11 protein-coding genes are annotated in these 15,393 nt (G+C 63.1%); 7 read left to right on the top strand and 4 right to left on the bottom strand.

What is annotated here, in order from left to right; translation table 11 throughout:
• Window positions 1-90 precede the first annotated feature (90 nt).
• The 4 genes from putA (at window position 91) to J2X76_RS08885 (ending at window position 8,365) form a co-directional block, all read left to right on the top strand.
• The gene (gene putA / locus J2X76_RS08900; RefSeq protein ID WP_310215097.1) at window positions 91-3,225 is read left to right on the top strand and encodes a bifunctional proline dehydrogenase/L-glutamate gamma-semialdehyde dehydrogenase PutA; all 3,135 of its coding nucleotides are present in this window, start codon (window positions 91-93) and stop codon (window positions 3,223-3,225) included.
• Window positions 3,226-3,687: 462 nt separating this feature from the next.
• Window positions 3,688-5,913, top strand: a complete 2,226-nt coding sequence (locus tag J2X76_RS08895; RefSeq protein ID WP_310215095.1) for a TonB-dependent hemoglobin/transferrin/lactoferrin family receptor — start codon at window positions 3,688-3,690, stop codon at window positions 5,911-5,913.
• A 178-nt stretch (window positions 5,914-6,091) separates the two neighbouring features.
• Window positions 6,092-7,771 (top strand): formate--tetrahydrofolate ligase, encoded by a 1,680-nt coding sequence (locus tag J2X76_RS08890; protein WP_113126711.1) that lies wholly within the window; start codon window positions 6,092-6,094, stop codon window positions 7,769-7,771.
• 216 nt (window positions 7,772-7,987) lie between these two features.
• On the top strand, window positions 7,988-8,365 hold the full coding sequence (locus J2X76_RS08885; protein ID WP_310215092.1) for a VOC family protein: 378 nt from the start codon (window positions 7,988-7,990) through the stop codon (window positions 8,363-8,365).
• Between the two features lie 12 nt (window positions 8,366-8,377).
• On the opposite strand, the gene J2X76_RS08880 is transcribed toward J2X76_RS08885, so the two are convergent.
• A complete protein-coding gene (locus J2X76_RS08880; RefSeq protein ID WP_310215091.1) occupies window positions 8,378-8,950 on the bottom strand; it encodes a TetR/AcrR family transcriptional regulator in 573 nt (190 codons plus the stop codon).
• 132 nt (window positions 8,951-9,082) lie between these two features.
• Here J2X76_RS08880 and J2X76_RS08875 point away from each other — a divergent pair, with 132 nt between their 5' ends.
• Window positions 9,083-9,646 carry a DUF308 domain-containing protein gene (locus tag J2X76_RS08875; protein WP_310215089.1) on the top strand — a complete coding sequence of 188 codons (564 nt, stop codon included), beginning with the start codon at window positions 9,083-9,085 and terminating at the stop codon, window positions 9,644-9,646.
• A 56-nt stretch (window positions 9,647-9,702) separates the two neighbouring features.
• Here J2X76_RS08875 and J2X76_RS08870 read toward each other — a convergent pair whose 3' ends face one another.
• Complete coding sequence (locus J2X76_RS08870) at window positions 9,703-10,953, bottom strand: extensin family protein (RefSeq protein ID WP_310215088.1); 1,251 nt, start codon at window positions 10,951-10,953, stop codon at window positions 9,703-9,705.
• A 309-nt stretch (window positions 10,954-11,262) separates the two neighbouring features.
• On the opposite strand from J2X76_RS08870, the gene J2X76_RS08865 reads away from it, so the two are divergent.
• Window positions 11,263-13,452, top strand: a complete 2,190-nt coding sequence (locus tag J2X76_RS08865) for an anthranilate synthase (RefSeq protein ID WP_310215085.1) — start codon at window positions 11,263-11,265, stop codon at window positions 13,450-13,452.
• A gap of 2 nt (window positions 13,453-13,454) precedes the next feature.
• Complete coding sequence (locus J2X76_RS08860) at window positions 13,455-13,958, top strand: GNAT family protein (RefSeq protein WP_310215083.1); 504 nt, start codon at window positions 13,455-13,457, stop codon at window positions 13,956-13,958.
• 4 nt (window positions 13,959-13,962) lie between these two features.
• Here J2X76_RS08860 and J2X76_RS08855 read toward each other — a convergent pair whose 3' ends face one another.
• Together J2X76_RS08855 and J2X76_RS08850 are read right to left on the bottom strand one after the other, a co-directional pair.
• Complete coding sequence (locus tag J2X76_RS08855) at window positions 13,963-14,379, bottom strand: GFA family protein (protein WP_113126719.1); 417 nt, start codon at window positions 14,377-14,379, stop codon at window positions 13,963-13,965.
• A 58-nt stretch (window positions 14,380-14,437) separates the two neighbouring features.
• Window positions 14,438-15,385 carry a LysR family transcriptional regulator gene (locus tag J2X76_RS08850; RefSeq protein ID WP_310215079.1) on the bottom strand — a complete coding sequence of 316 codons (948 nt, stop codon included), beginning with the start codon at window positions 15,383-15,385 and terminating at the stop codon, window positions 14,438-14,440.
• Window positions 15,386-15,393: the final 8 nt, after the last annotated feature.

Raw genomic sequence — 15,393 nt, 5'->3', positions numbered from 1 at the left:
TTTACCGTGATCTATTCCGTCAATGCCACAATAATCCGCTGAAATCACCACGGAATTCCCGCTATGGGGAGAATGAAACGGAGATGCCACATGACTCAACCCGCGAGCCAGATTCTGACCGAGCCCTTCATTCCCTTCAATGCGCCCTATGCCGGCGACGACGACCGGCTGATCCGGCAGTTCGCCGCCCGCACCAGCTTCACGTCTTCGCAGGATGCGGCGATCGATCAGCGGGCACGCCGCATGATCAACGCCATCCGCGACGGCTCCGGCAAGGTCGGCGGCGTCGAGGATTTTTTGCGCGAATACGGGCTTTCGACCCGCGAAGGGCTGGCGCTGATGGTGCTGGCCGAGGCGCTTTTGCGCGTGCCCGACGCACTGACCCAGGACCGGCTGATCGAGGACAAGCTGCGCGAAGGCGGCTGGAGTACCCATGAAGCCTCCGGCGAGAGCTGGTTCGTCTCGGCCTCGGCCTGGGCGCTGGCGGTTTCGGCGCGGGTGATCGGCCCCGGCGAGACGCCGGAAGGCATCCTGCGCGGTCTCGTCAAGCGTGTCGGCCTGCCGACGGTGCGCAGCGCCACCAAGCAGGCGATGCGTTTCCTCGGCCACCATTTCGTGCTCGGCGAGACGATGAAGGACGCACTGGCGCGGGCCGCCAAGAGCGAGGAGAAGGGTTATCGCCATTCCTTCGACATGCTCGGCGAGGGCGCCCGCACGGCGGAAGACGCCAAGCGTTATTTCCGCTCCTATGCGGACGCGATCCAGTCGATCGGCGCGCATATGAAAAAGCATGGCAAGGGTCGCCAGCTTCCCGACCGGATGGGCATTTCGGTCAAGCTTTCGGCGCTGCATCCGCGCTACCTCGCCACTCACCGCGACCGGGTGATGGCGGAACTGGTGCCGGATCTGCTCGACCTCGCCCGGATGGCCAAGGAACACCAGCTCAATTTCACCGTCGACGCGGAAGAGGCGGACCGGCTGGAACTGTCGCTCGATGTGATCGCGGCCGTGTTCTCCGATCCGTCGCTTGCCGGCTGGGACGGGTTCGGCCTGGCGATCCAGGCCTATCAGAAGCGGGCGCCCGCGGTGATCGACTACATCGACCAGCTCTGCACTTCGCTCGGCCGGCGGATGATGGTGCGGCTCGTCAAGGGCGCCTATTGGGATACCGAGGTGAAGCGGGCGCAGGAGCGCGGGATCGAGGACTATCCGGTCTGGACCCGCAAGCCGGCGACGGACCTTTCCTATCTCGCCTGCGCCCAGCAGCTGCTTGCCAAGCGGGCGCGGATCTTTCCGCAATTTGCGACCCATAACGCGCTGACCGTCGCGACCATTCTGGAGCTTGCCGGCCCCGACCGCACCGGCTTCGAATTCCAGCGGTTGCATGGCATGGGCGAGGCGCTTTACGACGACCTGCTTGACAGCAACGACCGGATCGCCTGCCGCATCTATGCGCCGGTCGGCGGGTATCGCGACCTGCTCGCCTATCTGGTGCGCCGCCTGCTGGAAAACGGCGCCAATTCCTCCTTCGTGGCGGTTGCCGGCGACAAACAGGTGCCGGTCGAAAAGCTGCTGGAGCGACCGTCGGCGCGGCTCGGCCTCGATGACGGGATCAGTGCGCGGCACAAGCAGATCCCGCTGCCCTCCGATATCTACGGCCGCCGCAAGAACAGCGCCGGTTTCGAATTCGGCCAGCGGGTCGAGCTCGAGCGGCTGGTGGCGAGTGTTTCGAAATCCTGGGGCGAGGTGAAGGCGGGGCCGCTGGTGGCAGGCGTGACCTCCAGGGCGCAGGAGAAGCCTGTGAGGTCTCCTTCCGACCGGGCAAAGGTCGTCGGCACCGTACGCGATGCGACGCCGGCCGACGTGGATGCCGCCTTTGCCGCTGCGGCCAAGGCCTTCCGGGCCTGGTCGCGCCAGCCGGTGGAGATTCGCGCCGCCTGCCTGGAGCGGGCCGCCGGGCTGCTGGAGGAAAACCGCGACCGGCTGCTGGCGCTGCTCGCCGCCGAGGCGGGCAAGACGCTGGACGACGGGATCGCCGAGATCCGCGAGGCGGTGGATTTCTGCCGCTATTATGCCGACAAGGGCCGCGAGCTTTTCGCCGCTGCGACGCCGATGCCGGGGCCGACCGGCGAGGACAATCGCCATTTCTGGCGCGGTCGTGGTGTGTTCGGCTGCATTTCGCCGTGGAATTTCCCGCTGGCGATCTTCCTCGGGCAGATTTCCGCGGCGCTCGTTGCCGGCAATACCGTCGTTGCAAAACCGGCGCCTCAGACGCCACTGATCGCGTACGAGGCGATCCGGCTGTTCCATCAGGCCGGCGTTCCGGCCGAGGTGCTGGCGCTGGTGCCGGGTGGCCCCGATGTCGGCGCGGCGATCACCGCGCATCCCAGGCTCGCCGGCATCGCCTTTACCGGCTCGACGAAGACGGCGCATGCGATCAACCGGGCGCTGGCCGCCAAGGACGGGCCGATCGTGCCGCTGATCGCCGAGACCGGCGGCATCAACGCGATGATCGTCGATGCCACGGCGCTTTCGGAACAGGTGGCGGACGATGTCGTCGTTTCGGCCTTCCGCTCCGCCGGGCAGCGCTGCTCGGCGCTGCGCCTGCTGTTCCTGCAGGAGGATGTCGCCGACGGCATGCTGACGATGATCGAGGGGGCGGCGGCCGAACTTAATCTCGGCGATCCGGTAAAACAGAATACCGATGTCGGGCCGATCATCGACGAGAACCAGACGAAGATGCTGGCCGATCACGTTGCGGACATGCGGGCGAAAAAACAGAAGGTGCGTTATGCGGGCAAGGCCCGGGAAACCGGCAATTTCTTCGCTCCTCATATCATCGAGCTCGACAGCGCCGCGACGCTCACCAAGGAGGTGTTCGGCCCGGTTCTCCATGTGGTGCGCTTCAAGGCCAAGGAGTTCGACAAGGTACTTTCCGCGATCGACGCGACAGGCTACGGCCTCACACTCGGCATCCACAGCCGCATCGAGGCCACGATCCGCAAGGTGACGGAGACGCTCGATACCGGCAATGTCTATGTCAACCGCAACATGATCGGCGCCGTGGTCGGTACCCAGCCTTTCGGCGGTTCGGGGCTTTCCGGCACCGGCTTCAAGGCTGGCGGCCCGGCCTACCTGATGCGCTTTGCCGAAGAGCAGGTCATCTCGGTCAACACCGCCGCCGCCGGAGGCAATGCCAGCCTGATCGCGATCGGGGAGGGCTGAGGAACGGTCCGGCGCAGCCGGAGCAATCGATCCAGTGAATCGATTGCAGTGACGAACGCGCTGAGCCCTAGCGAAGCGCCGGCGGGCGTGACGGCTTGCCTGCAAAACGCTCCGGTGGAGCGTTTTGAACGCCGGGCGGGTCCGGCGCAGCCGGAGCAATCGATCTGGCAATCCAGGCAAGCGCCCACAATCGCGATCACCGATCAAACCAAAAGGCCCGGAGCGATCCGGGCCTTTTGCATGCGCTCCTGTTGTATTTCTACAACGGCAAGGGGCTCGTGCAAATATGATCAACAGAGTCATGTTTTAATAATTGACAATTTAAGTCATGTTTTCTACTGGCAATGAATAAGGCAATTCACTGCCTCCCGCCACATTTTTGCCAGATTTGAAAAGGGCCGCCGCCTTTCCGGCGCGTTAGCGCGCGCCGATGGTTTCGTATGCCCGTCTGAAAGGAAAGCCATGATCCACCGGCGTTTGCGATCGACCCTTGCCACCTGCACCGCACTGGCGGTGCTTTCCCTGGCTCACGGCGCCTCGGCCCAGCAGGCCGCGCAGCAGACGGACACGACGCTGAAGCCGATCGTGCTCAAGGGGAAGCGGGTGCAGGCGGGGGATGTGGCCGCGGACACGCCGCTTGCGAGCACGACGACGGCGGAAGAGATTGCGAAGAAGGATATAGGCAACGTCAAGGACCTCGGAAACACAACCGAGCCCGGCGTTGATTTCGTCGAAAGCCGCCCGGGCGTCGCCGGCGGCATGTTCATCCGCGGTCTCGGGGGGCCGCGCGTGGTTACCCTGATCGACAACATTCCGATCCCGTTCATGAGCAACGATGCACGCACCGGCTCTCAATCACCGACGACGGGCATCAGCGATGGCAACGATAGCTACGACTTCTCATCGCTCTCGTCGGTCGACGTCGTGCGCGGTGCGGATTCAAGCCGTATCGGCAATGGCGCCCTCGGTGGTGCTCTTGTTCTTCGCACGCTGGAGCCCGAGGACCTGATCGAAGAAGGCCGGGACTGGGGTGGTGTCGCCAAGCTCACCTATGATGGCACCAACGATAGCTTTGGTGGCTCCGTCGCCGTCGCAAAGAAGATTGAAAACGCCTCGATCCTCTTTCAGGGCGGTCTGAAGAAGGGACACGAACGGAAGAGCAAAGGTGATGTCGGCGGGATAGGCTATGGCCGCAGCGAACCCAATCCGACCGATTTCGACCAGAACAATCTGCTGTTCAAAGTCAGGCAGGATATCGAGGGCGGTCACCGGATCGGAATTACGGCTGAGCGCTTTGATATTCAAAACGACACCGACCTGAAAACCATCCAGGGCACAGGAACACCAACAACATACACCCCAGGCGACTATGATGGCTTTGACAATACGCGGCGCGAACGTGTCTCCATCGACTATTTGTTCGAAGCGCCCGAAGCCGACAGCCTGATTGATGCGGCATCGCTGACGCTTTATTGGCAGCGCCTCACCAAGGAGTCCGGTTCTGACGGAACGCGCAACAACGGCGCGACGATTTATCAACGCACCAACGAAATGGAGGAGGGCTCATTCGGTATCACCGGTGGTCTTATCTCCCGTTTCGACACCGGTTATCTCGATCACGAACTGCGCTTCGGCGGTCTTGCCTCCATTTCCAATACGAAGGGTTTTGTGACGGTCAATCCGGCTAGTCCAACGACAATCTCGCAGGCGGATATGCCGGATGTCGATGGAAGCAAGGTCGGGCTCTATCTTGAAGATGAGATGAAGGTCGGCGACACCGGATTTGCTCTCACACCCGGCGTGCGATTCGACTGGTACAAATACGATCCACAGGAGTCTTCGGCGTTCAGCAATAACACGGGTATCCCGAAGTTCGGTCTTCCGTCCGGTCAGGATGGTATGCGGCTGTCTCCAAAACTCTTGGCAACTTACGAGCTGACGCCGGAAATCCAGCTATTCGCGCAGTGGGCCATGGGTTTTCGTGCGCCGACGATCAACGAACTCTACGTCAACTTCACTAACACCGGACAAAACTATGCTCATATCGGTAACCCCGATCTCAAGCCGGAAACATCTCATGGCTTCGAAATGGGCGCCGCTTATAACACCAATGACCTCGAAGCCAAGTTGACGCTGTTCCACAACCGATACAAGAACTTCATCGATGTGGAGACGATCATGCCGGGGTTGGCAGGCACCATCTTCACGGAAAGGTTCCGCAACCGCGCGGATGTCCGGATTTCAGGTGTCGAACTAAAGGCTCGCAAGGAACTGGCGAACGGCTTTAACATCAGCGGGTCGCTGGCCTATGCCTATGGCGAGGACAACGCCACGATGGAGCTCATCCGCACCGTAGCGCCCTTCAAGGCGATCATCGGGGTCGGCTATGCGCAGGAAACGTGGGGCGCCGATTTGACCGGCATCTTTGCGACAGGCATGTACGATGACGGAAATCCGCGTACCTTTGATGCACCGGGCTACGGCATAGCCAATCTCACCGGTTGGTGGGAGCCGGAACAGGTCAAGGGTCTGCGTGTCCAGGCGGGGGTCTACAATATCTTCGATCAGACCTATTACAACGCCCTCAGTGTCCGAAGCGTCAATCTGACGAGCGCGACGACGCAGCCCCGCGACTACTATTCCGAACCCGGCCGGACGTTCAAAGTCTCGCTCACCCAGCGGTTCTGATTCCAAATATCGGCGGGCGCGCCGGGGTAGGGCGGTGCGGGAAATCGCGCCGCCCTTTTCTGTACCGCGAGAAGTTGTGACTGCCGCTCCTGTCGCTATTCACACATCGCTTTTCCCCCGCTAATCATAACCAGACAGGCATATTTGGGTTCGACGGAAGAACGGGAGCGGGGAACGCATGGCAGAGGTCGGATCCGATATCGAAATCGCCCGGGCCGCGAAAAAGAAGCCGATCGTCGAGATCGGCGCCAGGCTCGGGATTCCCGTCGAAGCGCTCGCTCCCTATGGTCACGACAAGGCGAAGGTCGGTGCGGAGTTCATCGCGTCGCTTTCCGGCCGGCCTGACGGCAAGCTGATCCTGGTGACCGCGATCAACCCGACGCCTGCCGGCGAGGGCAAGACGACCACCACGGTCGGGCTCGGCGACGGATTGAACCGGATCGGCAAGAAGGCGGTGATCTGCGTGCGCGAACCTTCGCTCGGCCCCTGTTTCGGGGTCAAGGGCGGGGCGGCCGGCGGCGGTTACGCGCAGGTCGTTCCGATGGAAGACATCAACCTGCATTTCACCGGCGATTTCCACGCCATCACCTCGGCCCACAACCTTCTGTCGACGATGATCGACAACCATATCTACTGGGGCAATGCCGAAAACATCGATATCCGCCGGATCAGCTGGCGGCGGGTGATGGACATGAACGACCGGGCGCTGCGCCAGACGGTCGTCTCGCTCGGCGGCGTCGCCAACGGGTTCCCGCGCGAGAGCGGTTTCGATATCACCGTCGCTTCGGAAGTGATGGCGATCCTGTGTCTGGCAACCGATCTCAAGGATCTCGAACGGCGGCTCGGCGATATCGTCATCGGCTACCGGTTCGACCGCTCGCCGGTTTTCGCGCGCGACCTCAAGGCCGACAGGGCGATGACGGTTCTGCTGAAGGACGCCATGCAGCCGAACCTGGTGCAGACGCTCGAAAACAATCCGGCCTTCGTGCATGGCGGGCCGTTCGCCAATATCGCGCATGGCTGCAATTCGGTGATCGCCACCCGCACGGCGCTGAAGCTCGGCGACTACGTGGTGACGGAAGCGGGTTTCGGGGCCGATCTCGGCGCCGAAAAATTCTTCGACATCAAGTGCCGCAAGGCGGGGCTGAAGCCGGATGCGGCCGTCATCGTCGCCACCGTCAGGGCGCTGAAGATGAACGGCGGGGTGAGAAAAGAGGATCTCGGACAGGAGAATGTCGAGGCACTGAAGCGCGGCGCCTCCAATCTCGGCCGCCACATCGCCAATGTGCGGAAATTCGGCGTGCCGGTGGTCGTCGCGATCAACCATTTCACCTCGGATACGGAAGACGAGATCGCCGCCGTCAAGGATTACGCGGCACGCCACGGCGCGGACGGCATCGTCTGCCGGCATTGGGCGGAAGGGTCGGCCGGCATCGAGGAGCTTGCCCTCAAGGTGGTCGAGCTCGCCGAGGGCGGCCAGGCGAAATTCCAGCCGCTTTATCCCGATCACCTGCCGCTTCTCGAAAAGATCGAGATCATCGCCTCGAAGATCTATCATGCCGGTGAAGTGACCACCGACCGGGGTGTGCGCGACCAGCTAAAGGCCTGGGAGGAGCAGGGGTATGGCGACCTGCCGATCTGCATCGCCAAAACGCAATATTCGTTCTCGACCGACCCCGCCCTGCGCGGCGCACCGGAGGGCCATGTCGTGCATGTGCGCGAAGTGCGGCTCTCGGCCGGCGCCGGCTTCGTGGTTGCCATCACGGGCGAGATCATGACCATGCCGGGCCTGCCGCGCGTGCCGTCCGCGGAACGCATCTTCCTGAACGAGGACGGTTTCGTGGAAGGGCTGTTCTGAGGGCTTGAGCGGCCGAGCCGCCGTGTGTTAAAGCTCCTTCGTCGAAAAAGGCAGGGCCGGATATGGTAAGCACGGCCCCTTCCGCAAGGAAGCTCTGATCCTTCGGTCTACCGTTGAGAACCCGCGACGAGAAACGGCACATCCCGTGCCGCTCTCGGCGGATTCTCGTGGCCTTTCCGCGTCGCATTCCGCCGGGGTAACCTTGCGAGAAAAACGATGCGTATGAACCATATCGATATTCATGTCCCCGACGTTGCGGCAACCAGCGCCTTCCTCATTCGCCATTTCGGCCTGACTCTGCGTGAGATGCGCGGCGTAAACGGCCTCGCCATCCTGGAAGACGATTCCGGCCTCGAAATCGTCGTCAGCCGGCCGGTCGAAAAATTCGGCGGGGCCGAGCAGCAGGCACTGGGTGCCGTCACCTATCATCTCGGTTTCATCCAGCCGGAGAGAGCCGAGATCGACAGGCTTTATCGGGAACTCCAGGCGGGCGATGCCGAGCTGGTGGGGGAACCACGCGAGATGCGCGGCGGGTATCTGTTCTATTGCCTCGCACCCGGCCGGGTGCTGATCGAGGTGGGGTGGCGAGGGTAGGCTCCGGCAATCCTAGATCCGCAGTCTTTCAACCTGTGGGCCGACGACCGCAGAGAAGATATGCGGATCGCCGAGCGCGCGGGCCGAAAGCATCGCGCCGTGGACCGAAGCCATCAGGATCTGGGCTTTCTCTTCCGGTGGAATATCGAGCCGGAATTGGCCCTGTTCGGCGCCGGCCTTCAAGACTGATGTCAGCCAGCCCGCCAGGTTACGGAAATGGGCACGGACATGGAGTGCAACCCCCTCCGGCAGCATCGGCATTTCTCCCGCCAGCATTGCGCAGACACAGAAGGGCTGCGAGGCATCGAGAATGCAGGCTTGCCAGTAGTCCAGATAGGTCCGCAGCCGCTCCGCGGGGGCGGGAACCTGTTCGCTCAAGGACTTCAGACCCGCTTCGGCCTGCCGCGTATAGCGCTCCACCAGGACGGCGACCAGTTCGGCCTTGGTGGGGAAGTGGTGGTGGATACTTGCCTTCCGGATGCCGATCGCATCGGCAATATCGGCATAGCTGAAGCCGTTATAGCCCCCGGCGATAACCAGCGCCTGCGCCTTTTCCAGGATCTTTTCAGATGTGGTGAGTTCCATAGTGTTGCCTACCTTTTGGTAGGGAGGCTGTCAAGCGGCGTGCCGGGTCAGGGCTTTTCTCGGATTTTGCCGGCAGGATTGACTCCCGAAGTTTGTCTATCTACTAGTAGGTAGACAAACAAGGAGATTGCCATGCAAAATGAAGCGTCCTCCCAGACCTCGTGGTTGCGGTCCTATTATTTCGGCCGCGGGTTCTTTTCGGTCGCCTGGATCGCGCTTGCGGTCGTGCTTGCCGGGCAGCCGGTCCCGGCTTCGCTGCTGCTGGTGATCTATCCCGCATGGGATGCTGTCGCCAACCTGTTCGACGCCCGGTCGAACGGCGGCCTGAAGGCGAATTCCTCCCAGGCATTGAACGTCGCCGTGAGCTCGATAACGACCGTCGCGGTCGTTCTGGCGATGATCAGGGATATGCACGCGGTTCTGGCCGTCTTCGGCGTTTGGGCCATCCTGTCCGGCCTGCTGCAGCTCTATACCGGCGTGCGACGGTGGCGAGCCTATGGTGCGCAATGGGTGATGATCCTCAGCGGTGCCCAATCGACGCTGGCCGGGGGCTTCATGATCACGAGGTCCCTCGGGACCGCTGCGCCTTCGATCCTGGATATCGTTCCCTATGCGGGGTTCGGCGCTTTCTATTTCCTGCTGTCGGCAATCTGGCTCAGCGTGGCGATCCGCCGGCAGGCCAGCGCCAGAGGCTAGGCGCCTCCTGTCTCGGCAGATGGGACGGACGGTTGCAGGACAGGCCCCGGCGTCATCTATCGACAATACCGATAGCCATCCTTCCGCTCCAGCACATCCAGGTGCAGGTGGTTCTGGTGGGCGGCGTCGCTGCCCGGTGACAGGACGGTGGTGAAGTGCAGGCAGGCGCCGGCAGTCGCCGTGCGCTGGAAGGCGCCCTCCATGGTGGAATCCTCCGTGCGCGGCTTCATCTCCATCTTCTCTCCGTTGTCGAGCTTGAAGGCGGCGACGTCGAAGGCGTTGCCGCGGGCATGTTCGGAAATCTTGCCGGTCGAGGCGCTGTTGCGCAATCGGCAGGCATAGGTGGAGCCGGGGACGAGGCCGGTGATTTTCCGGCCCGGCATGGCGATGTTGAGCGCCGGCTGGACGGTGTCCTTCAGCCAGTGTGCCATCGAGACCGCGGTCTTGCAGCGCATCGTGGCGCCGCCAAGCGAAACGCCGGGCAGGACTTCGGCAACGTCGATCGGGCTTTCGATGCCGCAGCCGTTACCCTCGTCGATCGGATCGGTCGGCTCGAACTTGGCGCCGAGCGACGTGAGTTCGGCAAGGCAGGCCTTCAGCTCTTCGGGGTCTTCCTTGACGAGCGGCGGAGGGGGCGGAGGCGGTGCCTCCGCCTGTTGTTCCGCGGGTTGCTTGCCGTCTTCCTTGCCGCCGGGCTTGTTTGCGTCTTCTTCCGGCTTGGCCGCATCCTGCTTTGGGGCGGCCGCCTGATCGGATTTATCCGTCGATTGTGAGTCCGCCGCCGCATTGTTCGGCTTCGGCAGGGGTTTGGGAACCTCTGCCTCATGAGCGGGCTCCGTGGCGGTGCCGGGCTGTTCGACGACCGGAGGGGCTGGGACTGGACTTGTGGGTGGGTTTTGCGGGGTTTCGCCGGACCGGTTCTGGGCCACCGACGAGGAGGTTTTAGGCGGCGGGGCCTCGGGCCGCGGGGCCTCCTGAACGACGGGCTTGTCGGGGGTGGTGTCCGCCTGCCGGGCTGGATCAGCCGGCTTCCCCACGTCCGCGGCCGGTTTCGGAAGGGGCAGGGGAACGGTCGCCAGGTCCGGCGGCTGGGGCACTGCGCCACGTGCCTGGGATCGTGGGGATGCGCGGCGGCGCGGCGCGCGATCGCGCGATCCGTCCTGCAGAAGGCGGGTGAGGAAGTTTACTTCGACGACGCCGGCCGGGGCGTCGGAGTGTTGCGCCGGCGGTATCGGCCGTTCGGGCGGCAGCCCCGCCCCGATGACCAGCGGCAGGCCTGCCAGAATTGCGATCCACGAATGCGGCATGCCGTATCCTTTTCGGCTGCGTTTCTGCGATCCTGAGGGACGATAAACGCCGGTCGCCGGATTTGGTCGCATGCCGGCGCCAGAATTCTGTTCGGGGTGCATGGAAATTCGCTTGCGTGGTTCAAAAACCCCAGCTAACAATTCGGCCCATGACGATTTCGATGAACATCGCTAACTGGTGGCCGGCACGCTCAACGCGGCCTTGACCAGTCATGTCCATCGACTAGACGCAAAGCCGCCCGGAACCCGAGGCGGCTTTTTTGTTATCCGCCGCCGGGACCCGGGCAAAGACATTGGAGAGGCAGGACAATGGTAACGATCATTCGGGATGACGGTTCGGAGGTCTACGAGACGAGGGGCGGGATTGCGGTCAGCCGGCAGCGGCGCGCCGCACCCTATGCGGATGCGATCTCCTCCTATGTCGACAGGCTCGACGAACGGCGCGGCGCGGTGTTCTCCTCCAACTACGAATATCCGGGCCGCTATACCCGCTGGGACACCGCAATTGCCGATCCGCCGCTGGGGATTTCCTCGAATGGCCGCAAGGTGTGGATCGAGGCCTTTAACGGCCGCGGCGAGGTGCTGCTCGGTTTCGTCGCCGACAAGCTGAAGACCGTGGCCGACCTGACGCTTGGCGAGCGGACGGACCGCCGCCTCGACGTTACCGTCAACGAGCCGACCCGGGTGTTTACCGAGGAAGAGCGCTCGAAGATGCCGACGGTGTTTTCGGTGCTGCGGGCGATCGTCGACCTGTTTTATTCGGAAGCGGATTCGGCGATCGGGCTGTTCGGCGCCTTCGGCTATGACATCGCCTTCCAGTTCGATGCGATCAAGCTGTCGATGCAGCGGCCGGAGGACCAGCGCGACATGGTGCTGTTCCTGCCCGACGAAATCCTCGTCGTCGACCACCATGCCGCCAAGGCGTGGATCGACCGTTACGACTTTTCCAAGGATGGGGTGACGACGGAAGGCAAGGATCAGGAGATTGCTCCCGATCCGTTCCAGCGCACCGACACGATCCCACCGAAGGGTGATCACCGGCCGGGAGAATATGCCGCCCTCGTTACCAAGGCGAAGGAAAGCTTCCGGCGCGGCGACCTGTTCGAAGTGGTGCCGGGGCAGAAGTTCATGGAACGCTGCGATTCGAAGCCTTCGGAAATCTCCAACCGGCTGAAGGCGATCAACCCGTCGCCCTATTCCTTCTTCATCAATCTCGGCCATCAGGAATATCTGGTCGGCGCCTCGCCGGAAATGTTCGTCAGGGTGTCCGGCCGGCGCATCGAGACCTGCCCGATCTCCGGCACGATCAAGCGCGGCGAGGATCCGATCGCCGACTCGGAGCAGATCCTGAAGCTGCTCAACTCCAAGAAGGACGAGTCCGAGCTCACCATGTGCTCGGATGTCGATCGCAACGACAAAAGCCGCGTCTGCGAGCCGGGTTCGGTGAAGGTGATCGGCCGCCGGCAGATCGAGATGTATTCGCGGCTGATCCACACCGTCGACCATATCGAAGGGCGCCTGCGTCCCGATATGGACGCGTTCGACGGTTTCCTCAGCCACGCCTGGGCCGTCACCGTCACCGGTGCGCCGAAACTGTGGGCGATGCGGTTCATCGAGAACCACGAAAAGAGCCCGCGTGCGTGGTATGGCGGGGCGATCGGCATGGTCGGCTTCAATGGCGACATGAACACGGGGCTGACGCTGCGCACCATCCGCATCAAGGACGGCATTGCCGAAGTGCGCGCCGGCGCGACGCTGCTCAACGACAGCGACCCGAACGAGGAAGAGGCTGAAACCGAACTGAAGGCGTCCGCCATGCTGACAGCAATCCGCGATGCAAGGGCCGGCAATGCGACCAAGGTGGGCCGCGACGTGGCGCGGGTGGGGCAGGGGGTGAAAATCCTGCTCGTCGACCACGAGGACAGCTTTGTCCACACGCTTGCCAACTATTTCCGCCAGACGGGCGCCACCGTTTCGACGGTGCGCACGCCGGTGCCGGAAGAGGTGTTCGACCGGTTCGACCCGGATCTCGTCGTGCTGTCGCCCGGTCCCGGCAACCCGAAGGACTTCGACTGCAAGACGACGATCAAACTGGCCCGTTCGAAGGACCTGCCCATCTTCGGCGTCTGCCTCGGGCTGCAGGCGCTCGCGGAAGCCTATGGCGGGGAACTGAGGCATCTGGCGCTGCCGATGCACGGCAAGCCGTCGCGCATCCGCGTGCTCGAGCCCGGCATCGTCTTTTCCGGGCTCGCAAAGGAAGTGACGGTCGGGCGCTATCACTCGATCTTCGCCGATCCGAAGACGCTGCATCCGGATTTCATGATCACCGCCGAAAGCGAGGACGGCACGATCATGGGCATCGAACACGTCAAGGAACCGATTGCGGCCGTGCAGTTCCACCCGGAATCGATCATGACGCTCGGCGGCGATGCCGGCATGCGGATGATCGAGAACGTCGTGGCGCATCTGTCGCGGCGGGCAAAGACCCAGGCGGCGTAAAGATGTTGTCGGAAACCATCCCGATCGAATCCATCCGCGAAGAGCATATCGAGAGCTTTCACAAGGCTCTCGACACGGTCTCGCGCGAGCGAAAATACCTGAGCTTCCTGGAGGCGCCGCCGCTTGAGGATGTGCGGCCCTTCGTGCTCGACAACATCGAGAACGGCCATCCGCAGGTCGTCGCTGTCGTCGATGGCGAGGTGGTCGGCTGGTGCGACATCCGCCGGCATCCCCGCCCGACCGCTGCCCATTGCGGCACGCTCGGCATGGGCATCATCCCCGGTTATCGCGAAAAGGGCCTCGGCACGCGGCTGATCCGCGCTGCGGTCGGGCAGGCCCGGGACCGTGGTTTTCACCGCGTCGAGTTGCATGTGCATGCGGACAATCTGCGTGCCATCGCTCTCTACGAGAAGGTCGGTTTCGTCAGGGAAGGCGTGGCGCGGGATGCGGTGAGGATCGACGGGCTGTTTGTCGACAGCATCAGCATGGCGGTGGTTTTCGGGTAACGGATCAATCCCGTTCCTCGAACGAAGCACCGCCGGTTTCCTGCGGCAGGTCGTCTGTGATCTCGACCCAGGGCGCTTTCGATCCGGCGCTGAAGTGCATTCCAGCCGTCATGCCGGGATCGTCGTCGAGCGTGCCGAGCCGGAAGCCGAGTTCGCTGGGGTCGGAGGCGTCGATCTTGTAGATCGGTGAGCCGCAGCAGCTCGCGAAGAACCGCCGGACGCCAGGGCTGGATTGCCAGCTTGAAAGCAATGCCTCTCCGGCCACGAACCGGAGAGCCCAAGGCGCAAGGCCTGCCGTCGTGCCGAAGCTCGATCCGGATTGCTTGCGGCAGCGCCAGCAATGGCAATAGGTGATCGGGCCGATGAGCTGGCCGCGGATTTCATAGCGGACCTGTCCGCAGGCGCAGGAACCCTTCAGCATATTTCATTCCTCCAGGCGTATCGGAGATCTTGATCCTGAGCCGATTGCCGGCTCGGGATCAGCCGTTCGATGCGGCCAGTAACGAAGCCTCGGGTGCCACCGACAGCTTCTCGCAGGTCTCGGCAAACAGCTTCTCGCTCAAAAAATCGACCAGCACCCGCACCTTCGGCGACAGATGCCGGCTGGAAGGCCAGAGGAGGTGGAACTGGCCTGGGGCGTTGAGGTATTCGTCAAGGATGGTGCGCAGCCTGCCGTCGGCGATCGGTTCCCTGGCGAGGAAATCCGGCATGCAGCCGATGCCGAGACCGGCGATCGCGGTGTGGCGCAGCGCCTCCATGTTGTTGCAGGTGAGCGCCGTGTGCAGGCGCGGTTCGGCGACTTCGGGCGGCAAGGTGATCGGCCAGTCCTGCAGCTTGCGGCTGTTCGGAAACCGGAAACGGATCGCCAGATGGCCGTCGAGTTCCCGCGGGCATTCGGGAATGCCGTGGCGTTCGAGATAGGAGGGGGCAGCGCAGAGAAGCAACTGGAATGGCCTGAGCGTCCGCGACATCAGCCGCGAATCCGGCAGGTTGCCGCTGCGGATCGCCACGTCCACCTCCTCGTCGATCAGGTCGACGATCCGGTCGTTGAAATCGAGATCGAGTTCGATCTCCGGGTAACGCTCGACGAATTCCGGCAGCACCGGCAGCAGAAGATGATAGGTGACGATCGGTACGCTGACCCGGAGTTTTCCGCGCGGCACCGCGACGGCGCTGGCCAGCGAAGCCTCGGCATCGTTCAGGTCGTCGAGCACGCGGCGGCACCGCTCGTGAAAAAGCCGGCCTTCTTCGGTGAGGCGCAGGCTGCGGGTCGAGCGCTGGAAAAGCCGGACGCCGAGCTCCTTTTCAAGATTGGTGACGGCCTTGCCGACGGCTGAGGCCGACAGGCCGAGCACGCGGCCGGCGGCGACGAAACTGCCGAGATCGGCGGTGCGCACGAAAGCTGTCAGTCCACCCAGGCGATCCATCGCGGTCT

The sequence above is a fragment of the Neorhizobium sp. 2083 genome, assembly GCF_031455615.1.
Lineage (GTDB): Bacteria > Pseudomonadota > Alphaproteobacteria > Rhizobiales > Rhizobiaceae > Neorhizobium.
The sequence above is the reverse complement of the archived record's forward strand: the minus strand, read 5'-3'. Positions and strand labels throughout refer to the sequence as shown.